The 26,678-nt window shown below is 70.1% G+C and carries 16 protein-coding genes and 8 pseudogenes; 15 read left to right on the forward strand and 9 right to left on the reverse strand.

Features of this window, described 5'->3' with window-relative positions; translation table 11 throughout:
• Positions 1-262: 262 nt before the first annotated feature.
• Positions 263-691, reverse strand: coding sequence for an iron response transcriptional regulator IrrA (gene irrA, locus A6302_RS07890; RefSeq protein ID WP_069306606.1), 429 nt, complete (start codon positions 689-691; stop codon positions 263-265).
• Positions 692-1,249: 558 nt separating this feature from the next.
• On the opposite strand from irrA, the gene fabA reads away from it, so the two are divergent.
• The 3 genes and pseudogenes from fabA to fabI all read left to right on the forward strand — a co-directional run bounded on the left by fabA (position 1,250) and on the right by fabI (position 4,115).
• On the forward strand, positions 1,250-1,771 hold the full coding sequence (gene fabA, locus A6302_RS07895) for a 3-hydroxyacyl-[acyl-carrier-protein] dehydratase FabA (RefSeq protein WP_069306588.1): 522 nt from the start codon (positions 1,250-1,252) through the stop codon (positions 1,769-1,771).
• A 143-nt stretch (positions 1,772-1,914) separates the two neighbouring features.
• Positions 1,915-3,136 (forward strand): annotated as a pseudogene (fabB, locus tag A6302_RS07900) (beta-ketoacyl-ACP synthase I).
• Positions 3,137-3,278: 142 nt separating this feature from the next.
• Positions 3,279-4,115, forward strand: coding sequence for an enoyl-ACP reductase FabI (fabI, locus tag A6302_RS07905; RefSeq protein WP_069306589.1), 837 nt, complete (start codon positions 3,279-3,281; stop codon positions 4,113-4,115).
• An 18-nt stretch (positions 4,116-4,133) separates the two neighbouring features.
• On the opposite strand, the gene A6302_RS07910 is transcribed toward fabI, so the two are convergent.
• Positions 4,134-5,147 carry an acetyltransferase domain-containing protein gene (locus A6302_RS07910; protein ID WP_069306590.1) on the reverse strand — a complete coding sequence of 338 codons (1,014 nt, stop codon included), beginning with the start codon at positions 5,145-5,147 and terminating at the stop codon, positions 4,134-4,136.
• A gap of 74 nt (positions 5,148-5,221) precedes the next feature.
• On the opposite strand from A6302_RS07910, the gene A6302_RS07915 reads away from it, so the two are divergent.
• Positions 5,222-6,310 carry a hypothetical protein gene (locus tag A6302_RS07915; protein ID WP_069306591.1) on the forward strand — a complete coding sequence of 363 codons (1,089 nt, stop codon included), beginning with the start codon at positions 5,222-5,224 and terminating at the stop codon, positions 6,308-6,310.
• A 139-nt stretch (positions 6,311-6,449) separates the two neighbouring features.
• Positions 6,450-6,874, forward strand: a pseudogene (locus A6302_RS07920) (MmcB family DNA repair protein).
• A gap of 212 nt (positions 6,875-7,086) precedes the next feature.
• Here the strand turns inward: A6302_RS07920 and A6302_RS07925 are convergent.
• The 3 genes and pseudogenes from A6302_RS07925 to rtcR all read right to left on the reverse strand — a co-directional run bounded on the left by A6302_RS07925 (position 7,087) and on the right by rtcR (position 9,255).
• Entirely contained in the window at positions 7,087-7,281 is a 195-nt protein-coding gene (locus tag A6302_RS07925) for a hypothetical protein (protein ID WP_069306592.1), read from the reverse strand.
• Positions 7,256-7,408 carry a hypothetical protein gene (locus A6302_RS22825; RefSeq protein WP_169833537.1) on the reverse strand — a complete coding sequence of 51 codons (153 nt, stop codon included), beginning with the start codon at positions 7,406-7,408 and terminating at the stop codon, positions 7,256-7,258. Before A6302_RS22825 ends, A6302_RS07925 begins: the two co-directional genes overlap by 26 nt.
• A gap of 228 nt (positions 7,409-7,636) precedes the next feature.
• Positions 7,637-9,255 (reverse strand): annotated as a pseudogene (gene rtcR, locus A6302_RS07930) (RNA repair transcriptional activator RtcR).
• A 479-nt stretch (positions 9,256-9,734) separates the two neighbouring features.
• Here rtcR and A6302_RS07935 point away from each other — a divergent pair.
• The 3 genes from A6302_RS07935 to A6302_RS07945 all read left to right on the forward strand — a co-directional run bounded on the left by A6302_RS07935 (position 9,735) and on the right by A6302_RS07945 (position 13,505).
• Entirely contained in the window at positions 9,735-11,135 is a 1,401-nt protein-coding gene (locus A6302_RS07935) for an RtcB family protein (RefSeq protein WP_245293979.1), read from the forward strand.
• Positions 11,136-11,414: 279 nt separating this feature from the next.
• Positions 11,415-12,560: an iron-containing alcohol dehydrogenase gene (locus A6302_RS07940; protein ID WP_069306593.1), complete on the forward strand. Its 1,146-nt coding sequence runs from the start codon at positions 11,415-11,417 to the stop codon at positions 12,558-12,560.
• A 57-nt stretch (positions 12,561-12,617) separates the two neighbouring features.
• The gene (locus A6302_RS07945) at positions 12,618-13,505 is read left to right on the forward strand and encodes a dihydrodipicolinate synthase family protein (RefSeq protein ID WP_069306594.1); all 888 of its coding nucleotides are present in this window, start codon (positions 12,618-12,620) and stop codon (positions 13,503-13,505) included.
• Here the strand turns inward: A6302_RS07945 and A6302_RS07950 are convergent.
• Positions 13,477-15,140 (reverse strand): annotated as a pseudogene (locus A6302_RS07950) (cisplatin damage response ATP-dependent DNA ligase). The gene A6302_RS07945 and the pseudogene A6302_RS07950 sit on opposite strands and share 29 nt — an antisense overlap.
• Complete coding sequence (locus A6302_RS07955) at positions 15,141-16,172, reverse strand: ligase-associated DNA damage response exonuclease (RefSeq protein WP_069306595.1); 1,032 nt, start codon at positions 16,170-16,172, stop codon at positions 15,141-15,143. It lies immediately after the preceding pseudogene.
• A 174-nt stretch (positions 16,173-16,346) separates the two neighbouring features.
• Between A6302_RS07955 and A6302_RS24325 the strand changes: the two genes are divergently transcribed.
• The 7 genes and pseudogenes from A6302_RS24325 (at position 16,347) to A6302_RS07985 (ending at position 23,294) form a co-directional block, all read left to right on the forward strand.
• A complete protein-coding gene (locus A6302_RS24325) occupies positions 16,347-16,508 on the forward strand; it encodes a hypothetical protein (protein WP_245293980.1) in 162 nt (53 codons plus the stop codon).
• Positions 16,466-16,822: an MgtC/SapB family protein gene (locus A6302_RS07960; protein WP_245293981.1), complete on the forward strand. Its 357-nt coding sequence runs from the start codon at positions 16,466-16,468 to the stop codon at positions 16,820-16,822. The genes A6302_RS24325 and A6302_RS07960 overlap by 43 nt, the downstream gene beginning before the upstream one ends.
• A 147-nt stretch (positions 16,823-16,969) precedes the next feature.
• Positions 16,970-17,949 (forward strand): annotated as a pseudogene (locus A6302_RS07965) (BMP family protein).
• 138 nt (positions 17,950-18,087) lie between these two features.
• Positions 18,088-19,541, forward strand: a pseudogene (locus A6302_RS07970) (amidase).
• A gap of 7 nt (positions 19,542-19,548) precedes the next feature.
• Positions 19,549-21,060, forward strand: a complete 1,512-nt coding sequence (locus A6302_RS07975) for an ABC transporter ATP-binding protein (RefSeq protein WP_245293982.1) — start codon at positions 19,549-19,551, stop codon at positions 21,058-21,060.
• Positions 21,050-22,095: pseudogene (locus tag A6302_RS07980) on the forward strand (ABC transporter permease). The gene A6302_RS07975 and the pseudogene A6302_RS07980 overlap by 11 nt, the downstream one beginning before the upstream one ends.
• Positions 22,096-22,351: 256 nt before the next feature.
• Positions 22,352-23,294, forward strand: a pseudogene (locus A6302_RS07985) (ABC transporter permease).
• A gap of 67 nt (positions 23,295-23,361) precedes the next feature.
• Here A6302_RS07985 and A6302_RS07990 read toward each other — a convergent pair.
• Both A6302_RS07990 and A6302_RS07995 read right to left on the reverse strand, forming a co-directional pair.
• Positions 23,362-24,819 (reverse strand): MDR family MFS transporter, encoded by a 1,458-nt coding sequence (locus A6302_RS07990; protein ID WP_069306597.1) that lies wholly within the window; start codon positions 24,817-24,819, stop codon positions 23,362-23,364.
• A gap of 126 nt (positions 24,820-24,945) precedes the next feature.
• Positions 24,946-26,196 carry an AGE family epimerase/isomerase gene (locus A6302_RS07995; protein ID WP_069306598.1) on the reverse strand — a complete coding sequence of 417 codons (1,251 nt, stop codon included), beginning with the start codon at positions 26,194-26,196 and terminating at the stop codon, positions 24,946-24,948.
• Positions 26,197-26,678 lie beyond the last annotated feature (482 nt).

Here is a 26,678-nt window from a genome sequence, read left to right on the forward strand (position 1 = left end):
GGGACGCCGCTGTGTCCCTCCTTGCCTCCATGGCTTGATCGCTAGTTGGGGCGCCGGCTGGAAGCCGGTGCCCCTCTCTGCCCGCCCGTATATGCTATTTCGCTAGCTACAAACGACGGCCATCAGGCGCGGCAGGCGCGCCTCACGGGCATCTCTAAATTCGCTGTTTCATCTGAATTTCAGCCGCGCAAACGCGAACGGGGCCCGGCATGGCCGAACCCCGTCGTGAAAGAGTGCGATCATTGCCCCGGCTGGGCCGGTCTCAGTCCTTGGGACGGAGACGGACGACCACGTCGACGCGGACGATCTCCATGCCCTCGGGCGGGCGCGGCAGGGCGCCGAGCGTGATGCTGGAGCCGGGGATGTCGACCACCTCGTTGGAGCCTTCGATGAAGAAGTGGTGGTGGTCGTCGACGTTGGTGTCGAAATAGGTCTTGGTGCCGTCGACCGCGACCTCGCGCAGCAGCCCGGCCTCGGTGAACTGGTGCAGGGTGTTGTAGATCGTGGCGAGCGACACCGGCACGTCGGCCCCCTGGGCCTCCTCGTGCAGCTGCTCGGCGCTGATGTGGCGGTGGCCGTGGCTGTAGAGCAGCTCGGCGAGGGCGAGGCGCTGGCGCGTCGGGCGCAGGCCGGAGCCGCGCAGCATGGTGCGCACGCAGAAGCCGGACCTGGCGCGCGCCTCGCGCTTCATGGGGGCGGGTCCCTCGTGCATCGTGCCGGTCTCGCGGATGGGGCTCTCGTGGTCCATGCCTGCCTTCGATCTCTCTCGTCCCGGGCCGGCGTCCGCACCACGGCGATGCCGCGGCGAGGATGCCCGGCCGGGCCCGCCCAGGTGCCCTGATGCCGTGCGCATCGGTCGTCTCACGGTCCTGACGATCAAAACCGGCCTGAATTCAGCGCAGATATTAGGAAGTCCGGTGATCTTGCGCAAGTTGAGCCGCTGGCGATGCGGAAATTGGTCCCGAAATCTCTCCGGCCTGCGATGCGTGCCGGCCCGCACGGGCCGTCCGCCGGCGTTCCGCGACCGCTCAGGCCCGGTATGATGACGCCGTTTCCTGCATGGCAGCCTCCCGCAAGAGCCGCTGCGCACGGCCATTTTCCCCGCCCCCGGTCTTTCGGCAGGCACGTGCCTATGATACCACTCCTGCCGAATTGTGCGGTCGCGCCGGACGATGGCCTCGATTCCGGCCCGTTCACGGAAGGTCCGCCGCCACGAAAGCGACAACAACGGGACGGAAGAAAACGCGGAATGGAAGAACGTCAGTCGAGCTACGATTACGAGGCGCTGCTCAGCTGCGGACGCGGCGAGCTGTTCGGCCAGGGCAATGCCCAGCTGCCGTTGCCGCCGATGCTGATGTTCGACCGGATCACCGAGATCTCCGAAACCGGCGGCGAGGCGGGCAAGGGCATCGTGCGTGCCGAACTCGACATCCGGCCCGACCTCTGGTTCTTCCCCTGCCACTTCAAGGGCGATCCGGTGATGCCGGGCTGCCTCGGCCTCGACGCGCTGTGGCAGATGGTCGGCTTCTTCCTCGGCTGGTCCGGGTCGCCGGGTCGCGGCCGGGCGATCTCCACCGGCGAGGTCAAGTTCACCGGCCAGATCGTGCCGACCACGAAGCTCGTGGAATACGGCGTCGACTTCAAGCGCGTGATGCGCGGCCGGCTCGTGCTCGGCATCGCCGACGGCTGGGTCAAGGCCGACGGCGAGATCGTGTTCCGGGCGACCGACCTCAAGGTCGGCCTGTTCCGTACGGACGCTCCGGCGGCCTGAGCCTCGCGCTCCGCCGCACCGCAGCCGGCGCCGCCCCTTGTATCCGGGCGTGGCATGGCAATATGGGAGACCGGGCCGGTGCCCGCCCGCAGGCCTGCGGCGCGGACCGGATCGCCGGCACTACAGAATGACAAGAGGCTGACATGAGACGGGTCGTCGTGACGGGCATGGGCATCGTTTCCTCCATCGGAAACAACACCCAGGAGGTGCTGGCCTCCCTCCGCGAGTCGAAGTCGGGCATCGTGCGCGCCGAGAAGTTCGCCGAACTCGGCTTCCGCAGCCAGGTCTGCGGCGCGCCGACGCTCGACCCGGCCGACGTCGTCGACCGCCGCGCCATGCGCTTCCACGGCGGCGGCACGGCGTGGAACCATGTGGCCATGGACCAGGCGATCCGTGCGCCGGGCTCGAGGAGACGGAAATCTCCAACGAGCGCACCGGCATCATCATGGGCTCGGGCGGTCCCTCGACCAGGACCTTGATCGAGGCCGCGGACATTGCCCGTGCCAAGGGTCCCAAGCGCGTCGGCCCGTTCGCGGTGCCGAAGGCGATGTCGTCGACCGCCTCGGCGACGCTCGCCACCTGGTTCAAGATCAAGGGCGTCAACTACTCGATATCCTCGGCCTGCGCGACGTCGAACCACTGCATCGGCAACGCCTACGAGATGATCCAGTGGGGCAAGCAGGACGTGATGTTCGCCGGCGGCTGCGAGGAGCTCGACTGGGCCCTCTCCGTGCTGTTCGACGCCATGGGCGCCATGAGCGCGAAATACAACGACACCCCCTCCACCGCCTCGCGCCCCTATGACAGGAACCGCGACGGCTTCGTGATCGCGGGCGCGCCGGCGTGCTGGTGCTCGAGGAACTGGAGCATGCCAAGGCCCGCGGCGCGCGGATCTACGGCGAGCTCGTCGGCTACGGCGCCACCTCGGACGGCTACGACATGGTCGCCCCGTCGGGCGAGGGCGCGGAGCGCTGCATGAGAATGGCGCTCTCCACGGTCAAGGAGAAGGTCGACTACATCAACCCGCACGCCACCTCGACGCCGGCCGGCGACGGCCCGGAACTCGAGGCGCTGCGCAAGGTGTTCGGCGCGGGCGACAAGTGCCCGCCGATCTCGGCCACCAAGGCGCTGACCGGCCACTCGCTGGGCGCCACCGGCGTGCAGGAGGCGATCTACTCGCTGCTGATGATGAACAACGGCTTCATCGCCAAGAGCGCCCATATCGAGGAACTGGACCCGGCCTTCGCCGACATGCCGATCGTGCTGGAACGGCGCGACCACGTGCGGCTCGACACGGTGCTGTCCAACTCCTTCGGCTTCGGCGGCACCAACGCCACGCTGGTGTTCCAGCGCTACGCGGCGTGAGGCGCCGTTCGGCCGGCGGCCCCGGACGCTTTCCGTCCGGACCGGCGGGCCGCGACCTTCCGGTTCCGCCGTCCCGGCGGGGTCGCCGGCGGGCGGTGCCCGCCACGGTCCTTTTTTCCTCTCAGTCATTGCGGGATCTCTCATGACGGGCCTGATGTCGGGCAAGCGCGGGCTCATCATGGGCGTCGCCAATGACCATTCCATCGCCTGGGGCATCGCCTCCAAGCTGGCCGCCCACGGCGCGGAACTCGCCTTCACCTACCAGGGCGACGCCTTCGGCCGCCGGGTGAAGCCGCTGGCCGAGAAGGTCGGCTCGGACATCGTGCTGCCCTGCGACGTCGAGGACATCGCCACGGTCGACGCGGTGTTCGACGAGCTGAAGGCGCGCTGGGGCAAGCTCGACTTCGTCGTCCACGCCATCGGCTTTTCCGACAAGAACGAGCTCAAGGGCCGCTACGCCGACACCAGCCGCGAGAATTTCGCGCGCACCATGCTGATCAGCTGCTTCTCCTTCACGGAAGTCGCCAGGCGCGCGGCGGAGATGATGACCGACGGCGGCGCGATGGTGACGCTGACCTATGCCGGCGCTACCCGGGTGATGCCGAACTACAACGTGATGGGCGTCGCCAAGGCGGCGCTGGAATCCTCCGTGCGCTATCTCGCCGGCGACTTCGGTCCGCAGAACATCCGCGTCAACGCCATCTCGGCCGGCCCGGTGCGCACGCTGGCCGGCGCCGGCATCGCCGACGCACGGCTGATGCTGACCTTCCAGCACCGCAATGCGCCGCTGCAGCGGACCGTCTCGCTGGAAGAGGTCGGCGGTGCGGCGCTCTATCTCCTCTCGGATCTGTCGTCCGGCGTCACCGGCGAGATCCATTTCGTCGATTCCGGCTATTCGATCATGTCGATGCCGCGGATCGAGGAGCTGAAGGCGCAGGAGCGCCGCGAGGCCGCCGAGAAGGCGGGCGCGAAGGACTGAGGCGGGTTTCCCCGCCGCTCAGTCGCCCGTAAGCTCCGCCGCGCAGGCCGCCGAGGCGCTTTCCACGCGGCGGATGTCCTCCGGGTCGCCGCTCGACATGGCGTTGCGCCGCGTCCCGAACAGGCCCTCCGCCGCGATCCTGTCGCCGATGCAGCCGCAATGGGCCGTGCACAGCGCGGCCTCGCCCGACATGTCGCGGCAGGAGGCTTCGCAGGCGTCGATGAAGCGCGCCCGCTCCACCGCCGGGTCGGCCGGCAGCAGCGTCGCGGCCAGCCAGACGAGGCCGTAGAGCAGCGGCTGGTGGATGAGATAGACGGCAAGGCTGTGGCGTCCGGCGCTCGCCAGAAGCCGCACCGGCATCGCGCTGGCGCGCCAGCGGCCGATGCGGGCGACAAGCCCGGCGCGGATGGCGATCCGCGTCACGCCGATGCCGGCCAGCACGGCGGAAATCCACGGAAACAGCGGCACGAAGTCGTTGGCGGGCTTCACCCATTCGGTGAGACCGGTCCACCAGCCGAGGGCGCCGGTCTCCGCCGGCAGGACGACAAGGCTCGGCAGGACCAGTGCGAGGGCAGCGGCGGCCAGCGTCACCATCGCCGGCAGGCGCAGGAAGGCAAGGCCGACGACGCTGGCCAGCGCGATGTGATGCAGGATGCCGAAATAGATGAAGGTGTCCGGGAAGGCCACGTAGGTGGCCGCGCTGATCAAGGCTGCGGCCGCCACGATCTTTGCCAGCCGGATCAGGAACGGCCGTCGCCGCAGCCCGCCGCCGTGGCCGAGCACCAGCCCCACGCCGACGAGCAGCAGGAAGCTCGCCGCGATCGCCCGGGCATAGGCGCGCCAGCCCGGATCGCCGGCGACATCGGCCGAAATCAGTTCGAAGAAGGACAGGTCCCAGGCGAGGTGGTAGCTCGCCATGGCCACCAGCGCGAGGCCGCGGGCCACATCGAGGGCGTCGAGCCGGCCTCGGAGGGACGGCGGTGGGGCGATGTTCGTTGCATCCGTCTCCGGGGCCGTGATCCTGCTCGTCATTGCGTCCGTCCGTGCCCGGTTCCACCGCCCCGCCCGATTCGTGTAGATGGTGGCGAGACGGGGCGGGGAGTGCAATGGGCAACGGCGGTGAGGACATGGCGGGCGGTGCGGTGGTGCTGGACGCGATCGACGGCGATCTTGCCGTGCGATGCGAGCGGCGCGACGGCGGCAGCGGCGTTCTCGCCGTGGTGTTCAGCCAGGTGCGGGTGCCGGCCGGCAAGTTCGGGCTGTCGCGGCTGTTCGCCCGCACCAGCCATCACGGCCTGTTCCTCAACGACCTGTCGGGCTGCTGGTATCGCGATCTCGGGCCGGCGATCGACCGGGCGGTGGATGCGGCCTGCGCCGTCTTGAGGCCGGCGCGGGTCGTCCACTATGGCAGCTCGATGGGCGCCTCCGGGGCGCTTGCCGCCGCCTGCCGGCGCGGCGACGGCAAGGCGATCGCCTTTGCGCCCGATCCCTTCGTCGGCGCGCCGGGCGGGCAGGGCGCGGCGGCAGGGCTGGTTCCCCGCGCGGGCGAGCCGCATCTCGCCGATCTTCTTGCCCGGTCGTCGTCCGGCGCATTTCGCCACGATCTCGTCTTCGGCCTGTTCGACGTGTTCGACGGCGGAACAGCCGCACAGCTCGCGGGGCTCGGGCCGGACGTCCCCTTCGATCTCGTGCCGGTCGCCTCGACCCATGAGGTCCATGATCACCTCTATTCGGTCAATGTCGTGCGCCGGGCGATCTCGACCTTCACGCGGCCGATCGCCCTCGAGGCCGCTACCAAGGGGCTTGTCGTCGCCGATCCGCAGTATCCCGCGCGCGCCGAACTGGCCGCACTGTCCGCCCGGCTCGATGCGGGCGACAGGGTGCCGGCCGCGGCCATCGATGCGCTCGGGCTGTCGGACGAGCCGGGCGCGGCCCGGCTTGCCGCCCGGGCCGAACTCCGGGCCGGCGCAACCGCAGCGGCGATCGTCCGGCTGGGGGCACTGGTCGACCGGCTCCACGAAGCGCCCGGCTACCGCACGCTGCCCAAACGGGCCAAGAAGCAGCCGGCGCTGGATCTGCTCGCCTTGCTGCGGGACGGCGGGGAAGGGGCCGCCGCGCGGGCGCTGGGCCTGCGGATGGCCGCGCTCTATCCGGAGGATGCCCGGTTCGGTGCCTCGCCCAACGACGGCGCGTGATTGCAGAAGCGCTTGCATTTGCGAAACAGATCATGAACGATCAGGCATGCTTCCCGCTCCGACTCCCTTGCCGCCTGGCGCCGACATCCTCGCCGACGATCCGCGCCTGCTCGATGGCCGGCAATCGGCGCATGCGCGCATGATCCAGCGCGGCGTCGGCCGGCTGATGCTCGGCTTCGGCTTTTCGGTGGTGACGGAACTGGTGTTGCGCAGCGGCCGGCGCGCCGACGTGGTGGCGCTCGGGCCGAAGGGCGATCTCTGGATCGTCGAGATCAAGTCGTCGATCGAGGATTTCCGCGCGACCGCAAATGGCCGGAGTATCGCGAGTTCTGCGACCGATTGTTCTTCGCCACCCATGCCGGAGTGCCGGCGGAGATCTTCCCGGAGGACGCCGGGCTGCTGATTGCCGACGGCTTCGGCGCGGCCATCCTGCGCGAGGCGCCGGACCACCGGCTGGGGGCTGCCGCCCGCAAGGCGGTGACCCTACGCTTTGCCCATGCCGCCGCCCGCCGCTTTCACGGCCTCGTCGACCCGAATGCCGGCGACGGCCTGCAGGCCTTCTGACGCGGCGGTCGGTCATGGGATGATGTTGGAGGGGAGAATCGCGGAGCGGCCGGGCGGTCCCTCCGACTTGTTGTCATCCCCGGCGAGCGAAGCGAGGGAAGGGGATCCAGAAGCTGGCCACCGAAGTCCACGGCTGCCTTCTGGATCCCCTTCCCTCCCCGAGCTGCGCTCGGCTCGCCGGGGATGACACTCGATTTCAGCGATATCCGAGTTCAAGCTGCCCTTGCGGCCGGCCTGCCGACCGAGGTGAGCTTTGCGGCGGCCTCGCGTGCGGCGGCGACGGTCGCAAAGGCGTGACCGTCGAGATCCCAGACGTCGAACTTCACGGCGACGAAGCGGAATCCTTCGGCTTCGGGCCGGGCGACGGCGACGGCGCGGCCGTCAATCTCGATGGGAATGGGGCGCATCGCCGACCTCCCTTCGTCCGGCCTCGGATCCTTTTACCCACGCCATGCACGTCGGCGCGGCCATCGCATACACGGCGCACGGATAGAGCGGCGCGGTGGCGACAAGGCGGGCGTCGAATGCGGTCATGACAGGGCTCCTGACAAGGATGCGAGGCCGGACGACGGGGGTCGCCGGCTCGGCAGGGATAATGGCCCTTCCGAGGCGCCAAGCCAAGGATTCGTCTGCCAAACTTTGTGTGATCACCGCACGGATGTTGCGTGATCGGGCGGGCCGAGGGATCAGGGCGGCGAAGCGCGCGGGTCCTCCCGTCTGCCTGGCCCGCCCCCGTCCTGCCGCCGCCGTCCCAGGCCGGAGTCAGCTCCGGTCCTGCGCGGAAACCTCCGACAGATCCGCAAACGCGAGGTCGAAGCGGGCGAGGTATTTCCGCAGGCGGTCGCGTCGTTGCCGCTCGACTTCTTCTCGCGGGAGACGCCGAAGAGCTCGCGGCCGGCGGCGCTGAGCGTGCGGTGGCGCCGGCAGACCTCGATCACGGCGTCCAGCTGCACGCGGTCGAACAGGTCGAGCTCGGCCGCGGCGCTGCCCAGCACCTCCTCGACCATGCTGCGGCCGGCCGCGTCCCCGTCCGCGCCGACCCAGGTCCGCGACAGGCGGGCGATCTCGTCGCGCACCGTCGCCTCGTCGATGCGCCCGTTCGGCGCCAGCGTGGCCATGCGGGTGACGGAGGCGGAGAGATCGCGGAAATTGCCGCGCCACGACGCGTCCGGCGCCACGGCGAAGGCGAGGAAGCGGGCGCGGGCCTCGGCGTTGAAGGTCGCCTTGCGGCCCTCGCGCTCGGAGAAGCGGGCCAGTTCGTAGTCGAGATTGGGCTCGATGTCCTCGCGCCGGTCGCGCAGGGGCGGCAGCGCGAAGGTCCACAGGTCGAGGCGGACGAGAAGATCCTCGCGGAAGCGGCCGCGGCGGACCTCCGCGCCGAGGTCGCGGTTGGTCCCCGCTATCAGCTGGAAGTCGGACGCCTGGTCCCGGTCGGAGCCGAGCGGCAGGAAGCGCTTTTCCTCGATCGCGCGCAGGCACATCGCCTGCTCGTCGAGGCCGAGCTCGCCGACCTCGTCGAGGAACAGCATGCCGCCGTCGGCGGCCTTCATCAGCCCGGCCCGGTCGGCCTGCGCGCCGGTGAAGGCGCCGCGCACGTGGCCGAACAGCGTCGACATCGCCTGATCGCCGCGCAGGGTCGCGCAGTTGACCTCGACGAAGGCGCCGGCAAACTGGCGCTGCGCCTTCTTCAGGTCGTAGATCCGCCGGGCGAGCTGCGACTTGCCGGCGCCGGTGGGGCCGGTGAGCAGCACCGGCGCGCGCGAGCGGATCGCCACCTTCTCGATCTCGTCGATCATCCGGTTGAAGGCCGGATTGCGGGTGGGAATGCCGGACTTCAGGAAGGACGTGGCCTCGATCCGCTCGGCGGCAAAGCGCGTGGCGATGGCATCGTAGCGCGAGATTTCGAGGTCGATGATCGAGTGCGTCCCGATCATGCCCGGCTGGGCGTCGCCCCGCTTCGGCGGCGAGAGCTGGAGCAGCCGGCCGGGGATGTCGCGGGCCTCGGTGAGGAGGAACCAGCAGATCTGGGCGACGTGGGTGCCGGTGGTGATGTTGACGAGATAGTCCTCGCGTTCCGGATCGAAGGCGTAGCCGTTGGCAAAATCGCGCAGGCGCGAATAGACCTCGGCGAAATCCCAGGGATCCTTGATGCTGATCAGGTGGCGGCGCACCTCGGTGGCCGGCGAGACCTGCTCGATGTCCGCCGTCACCCGGTCGGCGAGGGTCATGGCATGGTGATCGACCAGCAGTTCGAGGCGGTCGATGAACAGGTCGTCCTGCTGGCACAGCGCGACCGTCGGCCGCCACTTGTTCCAGCGCTCCTCGGTCCGGCCGGTGTCGAGGGAGGTGCCGATGAAACCGATCGCAACGCGGCGCTTCATATCCGATCCTATAAAAAGTTATCTGCTTCTATCATCTCCCACATTTCCGGTCCATCGGCTGCGCCTCGGCCTGAAGAGTGCCGAGAAAAATAACCAATTAAAATCAGTGAATTACAGAAAAATCTCGCCGCGTTGGCGGTGATCTGGGCACTTGGCACGTCGCTTGAAACAGCCGGGTCGTGAAGCAGAGAGCAAGAACGACGGCAGACAAATCCGTGTCTGCACCCTCGCCGGCGGGCGGACCGATGACCGACGCAGCGATCCGGCACCGGGTCCCTCTGGCGACATCGGGCGGTCCGCCGGCGCCCTGCCACCCGGCTGCCGCGCAGGACACCCCGCTCGGGGGCGTTCGGGTGAGCGGTGATCTCTGACGACACGCGTCCCGGTCTCCGCCGGGCATTCCTGCAACGGATTTTCCGGCCGGCAGACGAGGGCCGGCAGATGGGGGACGGAGGGACCGTCCCGGAAGGAAGGACACCATGGCGAAGGTCATGAGCGGACAGGATCTCATCGACGCCGGTCACCGGCAGGGCCGCTGGTTCGCCGCGGCGCTGGTCGCCGCCAACCGCGTCCTGGAGGACGGCGGCACCGATGCCGCCGCGCTGGAGGCGGCGCTCGCCCATGCCCCGGCGCCGGCCGTGCCGCTGCGCGGTGCGGGCGAGAGGGCCTTCTTCGTCAACATCGAGGCCGAGACGCCCGAGGAGATCACCAACATCGAGTCGGTTGCCTCCAGCATGCGGGAACTGATGCGCACGCCGGTGCTGCGGGCCGGGGCGATCATGCCCGATGCCTGCCCGGCCGGCCCGCCGGGCACGATCCCGGTGGGCGGCGTGGTCGCCTCGGAGGCGATCCACCCCGGCATGCACTCGGCCGACATCTGCTGCTCCCTGGCGATCTCGGTGTTCCCGGGCGTCGATCCGGCGGCTCTGCTCGATGCGGTCCATGCGGTCACGCATTTCGGGCCGGGCGGCCGGGCGCGCGGCACGCAGATCCGTCCGCCGGACGAGCTGATGGCGCGGTTTGCGGCCCATCCGCTGCTGGCGGCGGACACGAGCCTGGCGATCGAGCAGTTCGCGACCCAGGGCGACGGCAACCACTTTGCCTTCGTGGGCACGATCCGCTCGAGCGGCGAGACCGCGCTCGTGACCCACCACGGGTCGCGGGGGCCGGGCGCGCGGCTCTACGACCGGGGCATGAAGATCGCCGAGGGGTTCCGGCGCCAGCTGTCGCCCGAGACCCTGCCGCAGAATGCCTGGATTCCGGCCGACACCGTGGAGGGCGAAAGCTATTTCGACGCCCTGCAGCTGATCCGGGCCTGGACCAAGGCGAGCCACGTCGCCCTGCACGACCTCGCCGCGGATCGGCTGGCCGCGACGGTCTCCGACCGCTTCTGGAACGAGCACAACTTCGTCTTCCGCAAGACGGACGGCCTGTTCTACCACGGCAAGGGCGCGACCCCGGCCTTCGCGGGCTTTGCGGAGGATGCGACCGATCTGACGCTGATCCCGCTCAACATGGCGGAGCCGGTGCTGATCGTGCGCGGCAAGGACGCGCCGAACGCCCTCGGCTTCTCGCCCCACGGGGCGGGGCGCAACTTCTCGCGCGGTCAGCACCGGCGGCGCAACGCCGGACGGCCGGACGCGGAGATCTTCGCCGAGGAGACCGCCGGCATCGACGCGCGCTTCTTCTGCGGCGTCGCCGACATCTCCGAACTGCCGAGCGCCTACAAGAGCGCGCGCGCGGTCCGGGCCCAGATCGAGCGCTTCGGACTTGCCGAGGTGGTGGACGAGGTCGTGCCTTACGGGTCGATCATGGCCGGCAACTGGATGTCGAACGCCCCTTGGCGGCGCCGGAAGACGAGGGACGCGTCGGCGGGATGACGGGACCGGGGGGGAGCACGCGTTCCCCCCGGTTGCCCTGCCGGCCTTGCGCGATCCGGGGCCCAGGCCGGTGCCGCATGGCTGGAACGGTGATGACAAGCGACGACTTGTCAATATGTCCTTCCTGAAACCTCAGGTGTCGACAGGATTTAAGTCTTAAAAAACAATCAATTACAGGATGATCACTTTTCGCGATTGCCTTCTCCCGCGCGAAAAGCTAACAAGATGGCAAATTTGTTGGCATCTGTCGCGGGTGCGGCACTCAAGGGAAGGCGTCCGATGTCCGACTATGCGCGCCCGATCGGCCTCTGCCAGCCCCGGTTCCTCGACTACGGCAGCGGCACCGTCGCCCGCCTCGGCCCGTTCGTGGCGCGCGAGGGCCATTCCCGGATCCTCGTGGTGGCCGATGCGTATAACGCGGGGCGGATCGGCCTGCTCGGCCTGCCGGACGGAACGGTCGTTCACGGCACGCTGGCCGGCGAGCCGGACCTCGAGGATCTCGCCGCCGCGCTTGCGGTGGCGGCCGAGCTGCGGCCGGACCTCGTGATCGGCTTCGGCGGCGGCAGCGCCATGGATCTGGCCAAGCTTGTCGCCGTGCTGTGGCCGGGCGAACAGACCATCCGCGACATCGTCGGTCCGGACAGGGTCGCGCGCCGACCCTCCACGATCGTGCAGATCCCGACCACCGCCGGCACCGGCAGCGAAGCGGGCATCCGCGCGCTCGTCACCGATCCGGCGACGCAGGCGAAGCTGGCGGTGGAAAGCCGGCACATGCTGGCCGATCTGGCGATCCTCGATCCGGACCTGACACTGACGGTGCCGCCGGCGGTCACGGCGGCCACCGGCGTCGACGTGCTGGCCCACTGCGTCGAGGCCTTCACCAGCAAGCGTGCCCATCCGCTGATCGACGGTTTTGCCCGCGAGGGCATCCGCCTCGTCGGGGCCCATCTCAAGCGCTGCGTGGCCCATGGCGCCGACGCCGAGGCGCGGGCGGCGATGCTGCTCGCCTCCTACTACGGCGGTATCTGCCTCGGCCCGGTCAACACCGCGGCCGGCCATGCGCTGGCCTATCCGCTCGGCACCCGCCACGGCATTCCCCACGGCGCGGCCAACGCGCTGATCTTCCCGCATGTGCTGGCCTTCAACGCCCCGGCCGTGCCCGCGCGCACGGCCGAGGTCCTGGCGCTGATGGGCCTTGCGCCAAGCACGGATCCGGACGAGGTGTTCGTTCTGGCCCGCGACTTCTGCGCCGGCCTCGGCCTCGACATGACGCTTGCCGCCGCCGGCGTGCCGCGCGGCGACCTTGCGGTGATGGCGGCCGAAGCGGTGGCGATCCGGCGCCTGCTCGACAACAATCCGCGCGAGATGACGGAAGCCGACATCCTCGCCGTCTACGAGACGGCCTACGAGGCGGTGGCGGCCTGAGCTGCCGCCGCGCGTTCGCATGCCTTGCGTTCCTTGCGTTGGTTCCGGAGTTCCCCGATGCGTAAAGCCCTGCCCTTCGTCGCGCTGGTCACCTGTTTTTCGCCCGACGAGGCGGTCGACTTCGGTGCAATCCGGCGCCAGGCCGCGCGCCAGGCCGCAGCCGGCAACAACATCCTTGCCTGCGGCACCAACGGCGACTTCACCGCCCTGACCTTCGCAGAGAAGGTGACGGTGACCGAGACCATCGTCGACGCCGTCGCCGGCCGGGTGAAGGTGTGGGTCAATGTCGGCACGCCCTCGACCTTCGAGACGATCCTGCTGGCGCGCGAATGCCAGAAGACCGGCGTCGACGCGCTGTCGGTGATCGCGCCCTATTTCATCCCCTGCACGCAGGAGGGGCTCGCCGACCACTTCACCCGCGTCGCCGATGCGGTCGACAAGCCGGTCTATCTCTACGACATCCCGGCCCGCACCCAGAATCACATCGCGCCGGAGACCTGCGCGCGCCTTGCCGATCATCCCAACATCCTCGGCATCAAGGATTCCGGCGGGGGCAGGGACACGCTCGAGGCCTATCTCGCCGTCGCCCGCGGCCGCGACGACTTCGACGTCTTCTCCGGCCCGGATTCGCTCGTGCTGCATGGCCTGCAGAACGGGTCGGGGGGCTGCATCTCGGGGCTCGCCAACGCCATGCCGGGCGCCCCGCCGGCGATCTGCCGGGCCTTTGCCGCCGGCGACATGGCGGCGGCCGAGGCGGCGCAGGCCCGGTTCACGGCGCTTCGCGCCGATCTCTACGGCCTCGGCTATCCGCCGGCGATGACCAAGCGCGCGCTCTACCTGATGGACCCGAGCGTCGGGGCGAGCCGGGCACCGGCGCTGCTGCCGACAGAAGAGCTCGACGCGAAGATCAGCGCCGTCATCGCGGCCCACGGCCTTTCGGCCTGACGTCGGGTTTGATCGTCTCGGGCGGCAGCATCGCCGCCAGCGTCTCCAGCCGGTCGGCCTCACGGGGAAGCTTGTCGCGGCGCAGGCGCGCGATGCGCGGAAAGCGCATGGCAACCCCGGACTTGTGCCGGCTGGACCGGGCAAGGCCCTCGAAGGCGACCTCCACCACGAAGCCGTGGTCGGCCTCGGCGCGCACCGAGCGCACCGGCCCGAAGCGCTCGGTGGTGTTGGCCCGCACCCAGCGGTCCAGCTCGGCCAGTTCCGCGTCGGTGAAGCCGAAATAGGCCTTGCCCACCGGCACCAGCACGTCGCGCTCGCCGTCGAAGGTCCAGACGCCGAAAGTGAAGTCGGAATAGAAGCTCGAGCGCTTGCCGTGGCCGCGCTGGGCATAGAGCAGCACTGCGTCGACCACATGCGGCGCCCGCTTCCACTTGAACCAGTCGCCCTTGTAGCGCCCGGCCACGTAAGGCGAGGCCCGCCGCTTGACCATCACCCCCTCGATCACCGGATCGGGCGGCTCGGTCCGCAGCCGGTCGAGCTCGTCCCAGGCCGAGAAGTCGACCAGCGGCGACAGGTCGAAGCGCGCCGGGTCGGCGGCGGCCACCAGCGCCTCCAGCCGGGCGCGGCGATCCAGGAAGGTCTCGCCCGTGACGTCGCCCGACGCATCTTCCAGAACGTCATAGGCGCGGATGAAAGCGGGCAACTGGCCGGCGAGCGCGCGGGTGACGGTCTTGCGGTTGAGCCGCTGCTGCAGGTCGGAGAAGGTGCCGGTCGGGCGGTTGGAGCGCAGGGTGCCGCCGACCAGCAGTTCGCCGTCGATCACGCCGGCAAAGTCGATCGCCTCGACCACGTCGGGGAAGGCGGCGGAAATGTCTTCGCCGCTGCGCGAATAGAGCCGGCGCTCGCCGGCCAGATTCACCGCCTGGACGCGGATGCCGTCCCATTTCCACTCGGCGACGAAGTCGGACGGATCGAGCGCGGCAAGGTCGCGTCGGTGATCGCGGTGGAGAGCATCACCGGGCGGAACACCGCGCGGCTGCGCGGTTCCGGACGCGGCCCGGTTCCGAGCGCGAAGGCGAACAGCGCCGTGTAGGGCGGGCCCAGCCCATGCCACAGGGCCTCGAGATCGGCGGCCTCGACCTCGCCGAGGCTGGCCAGCGCCTGCATCGCCAGCCGGCCCGAGACGCCGACGCGCAGGCCGCCGGTGCCGAGTTTCAGGAAGGCGAAGCGTTCGGAGGGGCCGAGCCGGTCGAGCGTGTCCCGCACCATCGCCGCCGTCTCGCCGCGCCCGAGCAGGCGCAGCCGCTCGACCACGCCGCCGAGGGCGAGGTCGGCGCCCCGCGCCTCCGTCGGCACATCGTCCGGGATCGGCCAGATCAGCGCGATCGTCTCGGCAAGGTCGCCGACATAGTCGTAGGAATAGCCGAACAGCACCGGGTCGACCCGCTCGCCGACGAGTTCACGCAGCAGCGCCGGCTTCAGGGCCTTGAGGTCCAGCGTCCCGCAGATCGCGGCCAGCGCATAGCCGCGGTCGGGATCGGGCGCGTTTCGAAAATAGTCGGCCAGAAGCCGCAGCTTGACGGTGCGCTGCGGTGTCAGGACCAGTCGTTCGAGCAGGGCGGCAAAGGCCTTCATCTATTCCGCCTCGTCCTCGAAGCCGACGAGATGCAGCGGGCGGGCGGGGACGCCCTCCAGCTCGCACCAGCGCACCAGCGCCTCCTCCCGGCCATGGGTGACCCAGACCTCCTGCGGCGCCAGTTCGCGGATCGTGGCGGTGAGATCGTCCCAGTCGACGTGGTCGGAGAGGATCAGCGGCAGTTCCACGCCGCGTTGCTTCGCGCGCTGGCGCACCTGCATCCAGCCGGAGGCAAAGGCGATCAGCGGCTCGGGAAAGCGCCGCGCCCAGGTGTCCGCGACGGCGGAGGGCGGGCAGATGACGATCGCCCCGGCAAAGGCGGACTTGGCCTCCCCATTCGCATCGCTCTTGCCGGCGGACACGGTCGCCGGGCGCAGGTCGCCGAGATCGATGCCTTCCGACTGGAAATAGGTGCAGAGCGTTGCCATCGCGCCGTGGAGATAGATCGGCGCGTCGTAGCCGGCCGCGCGGATCAGGGCGATCACCCGCTGCGCCTTGCCGAGCGAATAGGCGCCGACGAGATGGGCGCGCTCGGGAAACTGCCCGACCGAGGCGATGAGCTTGGCAATCTCGGTGGCGTCGTCCGGATGGCGGAACACCGGCAGGCCGAAGGTCGCCTCGGTGATGAACACGTCGCAGGGAACCGGCTCGAAGGGCAGGCAGGTCGGATCTGGGCGGCGCTTGTAGTCGCCGGAGGCAACGATCACGAAGCCGTCCTTCTGAAGGCGGATCTGCGCCGAGCCGAGCACATGGCCGGCCGGGTGGAAGCTCACGGTCACGCCGCCGACGTCGATCTGCTCGCCGAGCGAGATCGCCTGCGTGCGGGCGGCGAAGTCCTCGCCGTAGCGCAGGCGCATGATGTCGAGGGTCTGGCGCGTGGCCAGCACCTCGCCGTGGCCGGCCCGGGCATGGTCGGAATGGCCATGGGTGATCAGCGCCCGCGCCACCGGCCGGGGCGGGTCGATGTGGAAGTCGCCGACGGGGCAATAGAGCCCGGTGGGCGTCGGATGGAGCAGGCTGGCAGCACGCATCTGCCAGATATAGCGTATCGAGGGCGCAGGGGGAGGGCGTGAAGGGCCTCTCTCCGGTCGATGTCACGCCGTCCAAAGATCGCAAGAGCCTAGCCGGCTCGGAACCATCCGGGCGTCTCGCGCGTTCCTCTCTTCGGGCCTGCCGGCAAGAGCGGGTGTGCGAGGGAAAATGCCATGTTCGATATCGACATCACCGCGGCCGGCGGAACCGACGCCGTGTTCCGGCTGGTGGCGGCCATGGCCGCCGGCATGATCGTCGGCGCGACCGCAGCTGGAACGGCAAGCCGGTCGGCATGCGCACCCTCGGTCTCGTCGCGCTCGGCGTCGCGCTGGTGACGCTGGTGGCCACCCATGTGCCGGGCATGGCCGAGAATCCCGATGCGCTCAGCCGCGTCATCCAGGGCGTGCTGCAGGGGGTGATGACCGGCATCGGCTTCATCGGCGCCGGCGTCGTGCTGCGCGATCCCGACCGCGGCCGGATCAAGGGCCTCACCACGGCCGCGTCGATCTGGATGACCGGGGCGCTGGCCGTCACCTGCGCGCTCGCCTCGTGGCTGCTGGTGGCCGTCGCGCTCGGCCTCACCCTGTTCCTGCTGATCGTGGTCCGGCCTCTCGACCGCTGGCTCGAACGCGACCGCGACGCTCGCTGAACCGGCTGTTTCGCACCGGGCTGCGACAGTGGACTGCCCATGAAACGCCCTTGACAATTTCATGGGCAAACGGAATTTTGATCCGTTGAAAAAAATTGAACGGGCTCGCCCAAGGGGCCCGGATCGACCTCACGGGGAACAGCCGCAATGTCGTTTTCGCTCACGCGCCGCAGCCTGCTGGCCGCGACGGCCGCCACGGCCGGGTCGCTCATTCTGCCGAAGGCTTCGCGGCCGACAAGATCAAGGTCGCCGGGGTCCATTCCTCGCCGGTCGAGAATGCCTGGAACTCGCGGGTCCACGAGGCGCTGCTCGGCGCCGCAAACGACGGCGTGATCGACTATGTCTTCTCCGAAGGCGTGTCGGGCACCGACTACGCCCGCGCCATGCGCGAATATGCCGACCAGGGGGCCAGGCTGATCTGGGGCGAATCCTACGCGGTCGAGACCGAGGCGCGCCAGGTCGCCGAGGACTATCCCGAGACCGCCTTCCTGATGGGCTCGTCCGGCGGCCCGCAGGGCGACAATTTCGGCGTGTTCGGGACCCGCAACCACGAGGCCGCCTATCTCGCCGGCATGCTGGCGGGCAAGATGTCGAAGACGGGCACCTTCGGCTCGGTCGGCGGCTATCCGATCCCCGAGGTCAACCTGCTGATCAACGCCTTTCGCGCCGGCGTGAAGGAGGTCTCGCCGGACGCGAAGTTCCTGAACGGCTTCATCGGCACCTGGTTCGATCCGCCGAAGGCCAAGGAGGCGGCGATCGCCCAGATCGACGCCGGCGCCGACATCCTGTTCGGCGAGCGCATCGGCACAGCCGACGCGGCCAAGGAGCGCGGCGTCAAGGCGATCGGCTCGCTGATCGACTACACCGAGCGCTACCCGGGCACGGTGTTCGCCAATGCCATGTGGTATTATCGCCCGACGATCGACGCGATCCTCGCCGATATTGCCGCCGGCAAGCCGACGGGCCGCGACTACACCGAATATTCCTTCATGAAATACGGCGGCAACGACATCCTCTTCAGCCAGGCCGACGTTCCGGCGGAGGCACTGGCGGCGATGGAGGAGAAGCGGGCGGCGATCAAGGCCGGCAGCTTCGAGGTTCCGATCGACGAATCCGAACCAAGCTGACAGACTGCCGCCCCTGCTCGGGGCGCACCCGGGGGCGAACACCAGGGACGGGTCGCGGAATGCCGCGATTCGTCCGCAGGCCGATTCGATCCGGCCCATCCGCATCCGGAGGCCCCGTGACCTGCATGGACTTCGTCGATCATGGCTGACGCCCTCGCGCTCGCCGATGCCATCCGCAGCGGCCGCACCACCGCGACCGACGTGATGGCCGCCTCCCTTGCCGCCGTCGCCGACTTCGAGCGGCTCGGCGCCGTGCGCCATGTGGACGCGGCGATGGGCATGGCGGCGGCGCGCGGCTTCGAGGAGCGCCTGACCCGCGGCGAGCCGGAAGCCCTGGCCGCCCCCTTCGGCGGCCTGCCCTTCCTGATGAAGGATCTGGGCGCCGCCGCGCGCGGCCTGCCGAAGGTGGTCGGCTGCCGGTTTCTGGCGCGCCGCCCGCCGATCCTCGCCGACGATGACCACCTGACCCGCCGCTTCCGCGCCGCCGGCCTGTTGCCCTTCGGGGTCACCACCGTGCCGGAATTCGGCCTTGCCCTGTCGTCGGAACCGGCGATCGGACCGATCGCGCGCAATCCGCTCGACGAGCGGCTGACCCCCGGCGGCTCCTCCGGCGCGCCGCCGCGGCGGTCGCGGCCGGCATCGTGCCGCTGGCCCATGCCACGGACGCCGCCGGCTCGACCCGGGTGCCCGCCGCCTGCTGCGGCCTCGTCGGCCTCAAGACCACGCGCGGGGCCACCCCGACCGGCCCGGACTTCGGCAACCACCTGTTCGGCATCGCCAGCGAACTGGTGATCAGCCGTTCGGTGCGCGACACGGCGGCCGCCCTCGACGTTCTTGCCGGCCGTGCGCGCGGCCCGCTGCCGGACCCGGACCTGCGCCTGCCGGTGCGCGAATGGCTCGACACCCGCACCGGCCCGCTGCGGATCGGCGTGCTTGCCGAGGCGCCGAACACGGCGATCGCGCCGGAGCGGGCGCAGGCGGTGCGCGCCGCCGCCGACTTCCTGCGCAGCCACGGCCACCCGATCGCGATGCTCGATCCGGCGGTTTTCGCCGATCTCGTCGACCAGTCGCAGACGGTGTTCGCCCGGGTGATCGCCGCCAATTTCGCACGCAATCTCGGGCCGATCCGCGACGCGCTCGCCGAGGACGACGTCTCGCCGCTGGTGCACCGGCTGATCGAGGAGGGCGTCGGCATGTCGGCGGCGACCCTTTACGAGACTGACCTGACGGCCGCGCGCGTCGCCCAGGCGATGTGGGACACCTTCACCACCGTCGACGTGCTGCTGACCCCGATGCTGTCGTCGGCGCCGCCGGAAATCGGCGCCTTCCCGCTCGACCACGACGACACGGCGCTGCACTGGAAGCGGATGAGCGCGCTCGCGCCCTATGCCGCGCTCGCCAATGTCGCGGGCATTCCCGCGCTGACGCTGCCGCACGGGGTGGACGCCGCCGGCCTGCCGACGCCGGTGCAGCTGATGGGGCCGATGGGCAGCGACGGCCTGCTGCTGCGCCTCGGCCGCCTGTTCGAGAAACACGCGCCGTGGAGCTTCCGTCATCCGCTGGCCGGCATGCCGCCCGGACTCGCCCAATGACGCGCCGGTGCTGGAACTGTCCGGCATCACCAAACGCTTCGGATCGCTGCTGGCGAACGACGACATCTCGCTGCGGCTGGGCCGCGGCGAGGTGCTGGCGCTGCTCGGCGAGAACGGCGCCGGCAAGACCACGCTGATGAACATCCTGTTCGGTCACTACACCGCCGACGCCGGCGAGGTGCGCGCCTTCGGTGCAGCTCTGCCGCCGGGCAAGCCGCGCGCGGCGATCGACGCCGGGATCGGCATGGTCCACCAGCATTTCACGCTGGCCGCCAATCTGACGGTGCTCGACAACGTGATGCTTGGCACCGAGAAACTGACGCGGCTTGCCTCCGACCGGCGGGCCGGCGCCGCGCGCCTTGTCGCCGTGTCGGAACGCTTCGGTCTTTCGGTCGATCCCCATGCGCGGGTCGGCGACCTCTCCGTCGGCGAGCGCCAGCGGGTGGAGATCTGCAAGAGCCTCTACCGCGATGCGAAGGTGCTGATCCTCGACGAGCCGACCGCAGTGCTGACCGCGCCCGAGGCCGAGCGCCTGTTCGCGACGCTGAAGACCATGGCCGCGGGCGGCCTGTCGCTGATCTTCATTTCCCACAAGCTCGGCGAGGTGATGGCCGCGGCCTCGCGGGTGGTGGTGCTGCGCGGCGGCAAGGTGGTCGCCGAACGGCGCACGGCCGAGACCAGCCGCGCGGAGCTTGCCGAGCTGATGGTCGGCCGGCGCGTCGCCCGGCCGACGCGCGAGGCGCAAATGCCCGGCGAGGTCCGGCTGGCCGCCCGCGAGGTCGACGTGGTCGAGGGCGGGCGCCGCCGGCTCGAGGGCGTGTCCTTCGAGGTCCGCTCCGGCGAGATCCTCGGCATCATCGGCGTGTCGGGCAACGGCCAGTCGGCGCTGGGCGCGCTCGCCTCCGGCCTCCTGCGCCCCGCCGCCGGCCGGATCGAGGTGGACGGCGTGGCCGTTCCTGCGCCCACGCCGCGCGGCTTCGTCGCCCGTGGCATCGGCCGGGTGCCGGAGGACCGCCACGCGGAAGGCGTCGTCGGCGAACTGGCGGTCTGGGAAAATGCCGTGATGGAGCGGCTGGCCGACCCCGCCGTCTGCCGCCACGGCCTCATGCGCGAGGGCGCGGCCAGGAGCTTTGCCGCAAGGCTGATCGAGCGGTTCGACATCCGCGGCGCTTCGCCGGGCACCCGCACCCGGCTGCTGTCCGGCGGCAACATGCAGAAGCTGATCCTTGGCCGCAATCTCGCCGGCAATCCGCGCGTGCTGGTCGTCAACCAGCCGACCCGCGGCCTCGACGAGGGGGCGATCGCCGCCGTCCACGGCGAGATTCTCGCCGCCCGCAAGGCCGGGACGGCGGTGCTGCTGATTTCGGAGGATCTCGACGAGGTGCTGGCGCTCGCCGACCGGGTGCAGGCGATCGTCAAGGGCCGGCTCTCGGCGCCGCTTGCCGCGGGCGGGCTCGATGCGCAGCGCCTCGGGCTGATGATCGCCGGCCTCTGGGAGGAGGGCATTCATGCGGCTTGAACGGCGCAGCCACGTGCCGCTGGCCCTGGCGCTCGCCGCGCCGCTGATCGCGATCACGGTCGCGCTGCTGCTGGCCGGCCTGCTGATCGCCGCCGCCGGGGTCAGCCCGCTCGACGCCTATGCCCAGCTGTTCGTCTCCGCCTTCGGCTCGCGCCTGTCGGTCACCGAGACGCTGACCCGCGCTGCGCCGCTGATCCTGACGGGTCTGGCCGCCGCCGTCGCCTTCCGGGCGCGGGTCTGGAATATCGGCGGCGAGGGCCAGTTCTATCTCGGCGCGCTCGCCGCCGCCGCCCTCGGCGCCCACGGCTTCGGCCTGCCGCCGGTGCTGCACATGATGCTGATGATGCTGGCCGGGGCCGCCGCCGGCCTGCTGCTGCTGCTCGGCCCGCTGGCGCTGCGGGTCCGCTTCGGCGTCGACGAGGTGGTGACGACGCTGCTGCTCAATTTCGTGGTGATCCTGTTCGTCTCGATGATGATCGAGGGGCCGATGAAGGACCCGATGGCCTTCGGCTGGCCGCAGTCGGTGCCGATCGCCCGCGACTATGCCCTGCCCAGCTGCTGCCGCGCTCGCGGCTCCACGCGGGCCTTGCGATCGCGGTGGCGATGGCGCTGCTGGTCTGGTTCCTCGCGGCCAGGGCGCGGATCGGTCTGGAGTCCCGGGCGGTCGGGCTGAATGCGGCTGCCGCGCGCTTTGCCGGCATTCCGGTGACGCGGGTGCTGGTCATCACCGCCTGTCTCTCCGGCGGCCTTGCCGGCCTTGCCGGGGCGCTGGAGGTGATGGGCCTCAAGGGCTATGTCACCACCGACCTTTCGCCCGGCTACGGCTATTCCGGCATCGTCGTCGCCATGCTGGCGGGCCTGCATCCGGCCGGCGTGGTGCTGGCCGCGCTGTTCGTCGCCTGCATCTTCGTCGGCGCCGACGGCATGAGCCGTGCCCTCGGCGTGCCGAGCTTCATCGCCGACGTGATCGTGGCCCTGTCGCTGCTGGCGATGCTGGTGGCCCTGCTGCTGGCGACCTACCGGGTGAGGAGGTGAGGATGGGGGGCGTGTTCACCGTCACGTTCGGGACAGTTCAGGGAGCTCGGTGGTTGCGGCTCCCCCCTCTCCCTGTCCCTCCCCCTCCAGGGGGGAGGGGACGCCGGATCGAGGCGGCTTTCGCAAAGCCGGTGCTTCGGTTCGGCGAAATGCTGGCAGGGAACGTCGCCCGCACCTTCATCGTCCCCTCCCCCCTGGAGGGGGAGGGACAGGGAGAGGGGGAGCCGCAACCACGACGCCCCCGAAAGGCCCGCCCATGACCGAGGCCTTCGAGATCCTCGGGCAGGCGAGCCTCTGGGCGGCGGTGCTGCGGATCGCGACGCCGCTGCTGTTCGGCACGCTCGGCGCGCTTTTGTGCGAGCGGGCCGGCGTGCTCAATCTCGGCATCGAGGGGATCATGACCTTCGGGGCGATGATCGGCTGGCTGACCGTCTATACCGGCGGCGATCTCTGGACCGGGCTGGCGGCAGCGCCGCCGGCGGGGCGCTGTTCGGGCTGCTGCATGCGATGCTGACGGTGCCGCTCGGCCTGTCGCAGCATGTCTCCGGCCTCGGCATCACCCTGCTGGCGACCAGCCTGACCTATTACATCTTCCGCCTGGTGCTGCCGACGTCGTCGCGCCGCCGACCATCGTCGCCTTCCAGCCGCTCGACATTCCCTGGCTGTCGGACCTGCCCTTCCTCGGCGAGGCGCTGTTCAGCCAGACGGCGCCGACCTATCTCGGCCTCGCCGCGGCCGGCGTGCTTGCCTACATGCTGGCGCGCACGCCGCTCGGCCTTGCGGTGCGGATGGTCGGGGAAAATCCCCACGGCGCCGAGGCGCAGGGCATCGACCCGATCCGGGTGCGCATCGGCGCGGTGGTGGCCGGCAGCGCGCTGATGGGCGTCGGCGGCGCCTATCTGACGCTGTCGGCGTTCAACTCGTTCTTTCCGCAGATGATCCAGGGACGCGGCTGGGTGGCGATCGCGCTGGTGGTCTTCGCCTCGTGGCGGCCGGGGCGGGCGGTGATCGGCGCGCTGGTGTTCGCGCTGTTCGACGCCTGGCAGCTCCGGCTGCAGCATGTGGTCGGCAATGCCGTGCCCTATCAGGTGTTCCTGATGATCCCCTACGTGATGTCGATCGTCGCCCTCGTGATCATGGCGCGGCGCGCCCGGGTGCCGCAGGCGCTGATGCAGCCCTACCGGCGCGGCGAGCGCTGACTCTCAGAGGTTACGACCTGATCGGCCGGCGCCCGGTCGGGCTTGCCTTCGCACTCCGTGCTCGGTGTCACTCCGCCACGGCCGACTGCGCCGCACCGCGCAGCGGCAACTCGCGCATCATCAGGAGGAAGCAGAGGCCGAGCAGCTGCGAGGCGACGGCCGCGAGGAACAGGGTGGTGAAGGCGGCGCCCGCCGCCGTGCGTTCGGCGGCCTGCGACACGCCGGCGCCCTCGCCGATCGCCTCGACGACGCCGTGGCCGAGCAGCACCGCGCCCAGCGCCGCGACGCCGATCGCCGAGCCGAGCGCGCGCATGAAGGAGAGGGTGCCGGTGGCGACGCCAAGGTCCTTCGGCTCGACCGCATTCTGGACGCAGATGGTGGCGACGGGAAACAGCGTGCCGATGCCGGCGCCGGCGACGAAGGTCATCACCTCCATGGCCCAGAACGAGGCGTCGGCGGCGGTGGCGGCCATGGCGCCGAGCGCGCAGACGGCCAGCACCGAGCCGCCCACCGCCAGCCGGCGATAGTGGCGGATCCGCGCCATGTAGCGGCCCGCCGTGTTGGCGCCGGTGACGGTGCCGATCATGAAGGCGACCAGCGCGATGCCGGCCTCGCCGGCGTTCAGGCCGTGCAGCATCTCCATGTAGAGCGGCAGGTAGACCGACAGGCCGACGAAGGAGACCATGGAGAAGAACACCGCCGCGGTCGCCATCGCCACCACCGGATTGGCGAGGACATGCAGCGGGATCAGCGGCTCCGGCGTCTTCCCCAGATGGCGCGCGAAGGCGGCAAACAGCAGCAGCGATCCGCCGATCAGGGTCACGATCGGCGCCGACAGCCAGGCAAAGCGGGTGCCGCCCCAGGTCAGCGCCAGCAGCAGGGCGACCGTGGCCGTCACCACCAGCACCGCGCCGCCGACGTCGAGCCTGTGGTCGCGGCGCTGGATCGGCAGCTTCTTCAGGGTCCGGTTGGTGGCAAAGACCGCCACGGCCGCGAGCGGCAGGTTGACCCAGAAGATCAGCGACCAGTGGACATGCTGGGCGAACAGGCCGCCGACCACCGGCCCGGCGATGCTGGCGAGCGCCCACACGGCGGTGATGTAGACCATGTAGCGCGGTCGCTCGCGCGGGGGCACCACGTCGGCGATGATGGTCTGGGCGAGCGCGATCAGGCCGCCGCCGCCAAGGCCCTGCACCGCGCGGCCGACCACAAGCAGCGCCATGTTCGGCGCCGCGGCGCAGAGCACCGAGCCGACCACGAAGATGCCGATGGCGACGAACAGCACCAGCCGCCGCCCCTTGATGTCGGCGAGCTTGCCGTAGAGCGGCGTCACCGCCGTGGCGGTGAGGAAATAGGCCGAGATCACCCACGACAGCCATTCCGGATGGCCGAGCGAGGCGCCGATCGTCGGCAGCGCGGGCGCGACGATGGTCTGGTCGAGGGCCGCGAGCATCATCACCAGCAGCGCCCCGAACACGATCAGGCGGCGGTCTTCCTCCGCGACGGGGGGCGCTTGCTCGGTCATGGAGGGGAACCTGTGCTCGGAGGACGGCGGCGGGCGACGGCCGGAATTGCTAAGGTCGTCATATAGGATGGCCGCCCGCCCCGTCCAGCGAGGGCGTGGCAGAGGTCTGGCATCCGAGGGCGTCCGTCAGCCGTCCCGCTGCGCGCGGATGATCTCGGCGGTGAGACTGCCTGTCGCGGGATAGAGCGGGATCAGGCAGGCCTGCAGGGAATGGTAGACGTCCGGCTTGCCGGCAAACAGCGTCTGGGCCGGGTTCAGCGTTTCGTCGAGTTCCGGGAACCAGCCGCCGCGGCGATGGTCGATGAAATGGCGGTCGGTGAAGTTCCAGATCCGGCGATACCAGTCCTCGTGGAAGGCGCTCGGATCATGCTCGCCGAGGAAGGCGGCGGCGGCGATGCCCTCGGCCGCCGGCCACCAGAGTTTCGCCGTGTTGCGCGGGGTGTCGTCCCAGTCGAGCGTATAGAAGAAGCCGCCGTGCGCCTTGTCCCAACTGGTCTCGACCGCGCAGGCAAACAGCGCCCGGGCGGCGCCGACCATCCAGTCGTGGCGCCTGCCGCCGAGCACCCAGAGCTGGAGCAGCAGCCGGGCCCATTCCAGCGAGTGGCCCGGGGTCGTGCCATAGGGGCGGAACATGTCGGCGCCGCGATAGGCGCGGTCGATCTCCCAGTCGGCGTGGAAATGCTCCGGCAGGCGCCAGCCGTTGCCGGCGGCGTGGCGGCCGATGACGAGTTCGGCAACCCGCTCGGCGCGCGACAGGAACAGTCCCTCGCCGGAGGCCTCGAAGGCGGCCATCAGCGCCTCGGTCAGGTGCATGTTGGAATTCTGGCCGCGATAGCCGCCGATCGGCGACCAGTCACGGGCGAATTCCTCGGCGAAGGCACCGTGGTTTTCTTCCCAGAAGCGGCGGTCCAGCACCTCGGCGACGTCGGCGAACAGCCGGTCGGCGAGCGGGTGGCCGACCAGCTTGCCGCCGGCGGCCGCCAGCAGCACGAAGCCGTGGCCGTAGGCCTGCTTGCTGTCGTCGGCCGGCTGCCCGTCCTGCAGCGACCACATGTAGCCGCCATGGCTTTCGTCGCGGTGGCCGCTCCACAGATAGGTCAGGCCGTGGTCGATCACGTCGGCCGCGCCCGGCCGGCCGAGCAGGGCGGCGATGACGAAACAGTGGACCATGCGCGTGGTGGTGTGGATCTGGCGGGCGCCCGGCATCGGCCGGCCGTCGGCGTCGAGCTCGAAGAAGCCGCCGCGCGGATCGATCGAGGCCTGCTGCGCGAAGTCGAGGATGGCATTGCCCTGCCGCATCAGCCAAGCGCGATGCTCCGGCCGCCTGCGCCAGACCGGCAGGTCGGCATCGGTGAGGATCGTGCGCGGTTCGGTCATGGCAGGGTCTCCCGGGCATCTGGCGCCTGTCATCGAGGCGGTTGCATCGCACCGCCCCGGTCGCCTTGCGGCGCAGACTGCCGCCGCCGGCGCGTCGCGGCAACGCCGGATTCGTCCGGTGCCGCGATTTTTGTCGCCAAGGTCCGCCTCCGCCGGTCAAGATCCTGATCTGACGAGGGGAATGGACGCTTCCCAATGACGAAAAGGTCTCGTTGAGGCGATCCGTACATTTGCTGCGCTGCGACATGACAATGACAAGACTTGACGCAAGCAACATCCTGGATCATGATCACAAGTACCACCCAGTACCTCAGCGTCTGGGCGATTTGACTGGCTTCCCTCAGGAAGCTGGCCTGACTTCAGCCGACCGCGTCGGCAAGTCATTGCAAACGGGGCGTCACTTCGCGTGGCGCCCCTGTTTCTTGCGCGGCAGTTGCTGCGCTGCTGTTGGTGGGCGCGGCCTTTTCATCCGGTCTTCGCAC

Source organism: Methylobrevis pamukkalensis, assembly GCF_001720135.1.
Classification (GTDB): Bacteria; Pseudomonadota; Alphaproteobacteria; order Rhizobiales; family Pleomorphomonadaceae; genus Methylobrevis; species Methylobrevis pamukkalensis.

Bases quoted from the DNA above. Each gene is read 5' to 3' on its own strand.
- irrA (WP_069306606.1), bottom strand. From the start codon at position 691: ATGAAGCGCGAGGCGCGCGCCAGGTCCGGCTTCTGCGTGCGCACCATG.
- fabA (WP_069306588.1), top strand. From the start codon at position 1,250: ATGGAAGAACGTCAGTCGAGCTACGATTACGAGGCGCTGCTCAGCTGC.
- fabI (WP_069306589.1), top strand. From the start codon at position 3,279: ATGACGGGCCTGATGTCGGGCAAGCGCGGGCTCATCATGGGCGTCGCC.
- A6302_RS07910 (WP_069306590.1), bottom strand. From the start codon at position 5,147: ATGACGAGCAGGATCACGGCCCCGGAGACGGATGCAACGAACATCGCC.
- A6302_RS07915 (WP_069306591.1), top strand. From the start codon at position 5,222: ATGGGCAACGGCGGTGAGGACATGGCGGGCGGTGCGGTGGTGCTGGAC.
- A6302_RS07925 (WP_069306592.1), bottom strand. From the start codon at position 7,281: ATGCGCCCCATTCCCATCGAGATTGACGGCCGCGCCGTCGCCGTCGCC.
- A6302_RS22825 (WP_169833537.1), bottom strand. From the start codon at position 7,408: ATGACCGCATTCGACGCCCGCCTTGTCGCCACCGCGCCGCTCTATCCG.
- A6302_RS07935 (WP_245293979.1), top strand. From the start codon at position 9,735: ATGGCGAAGGTCATGAGCGGACAGGATCTCATCGACGCCGGTCACCGG.
- A6302_RS07940 (WP_069306593.1), top strand. From the start codon at position 11,415: ATGTCCGACTATGCGCGCCCGATCGGCCTCTGCCAGCCCCGGTTCCTC.
- A6302_RS07945 (WP_069306594.1), top strand. From the start codon at position 12,618: ATGCGTAAAGCCCTGCCCTTCGTCGCGCTGGTCACCTGTTTTTCGCCC.
- A6302_RS07955 (WP_069306595.1), bottom strand. From the start codon at position 16,172: ATGCGTGCTGCCAGCCTGCTCCATCCGACGCCCACCGGGCTCTATTGC.
- A6302_RS24325 (WP_245293980.1), top strand. From the start codon at position 16,347: ATGTTCGATATCGACATCACCGCGGCCGGCGGAACCGACGCCGTGTTC.
- A6302_RS07960 (WP_245293981.1), top strand. From the start codon at position 16,466: ATGCGCACCCTCGGTCTCGTCGCGCTCGGCGTCGCGCTGGTGACGCTG.
- A6302_RS07990 (WP_069306597.1), bottom strand. From the start codon at position 24,819: ATGACCGAGCAAGCGCCCCCCGTCGCGGAGGAAGACCGCCGCCTGATC.
- A6302_RS07995 (WP_069306598.1), bottom strand. From the start codon at position 26,196: ATGACCGAACCGCGCACGATCCTCACCGATGCCGACCTGCCGGTCTGG.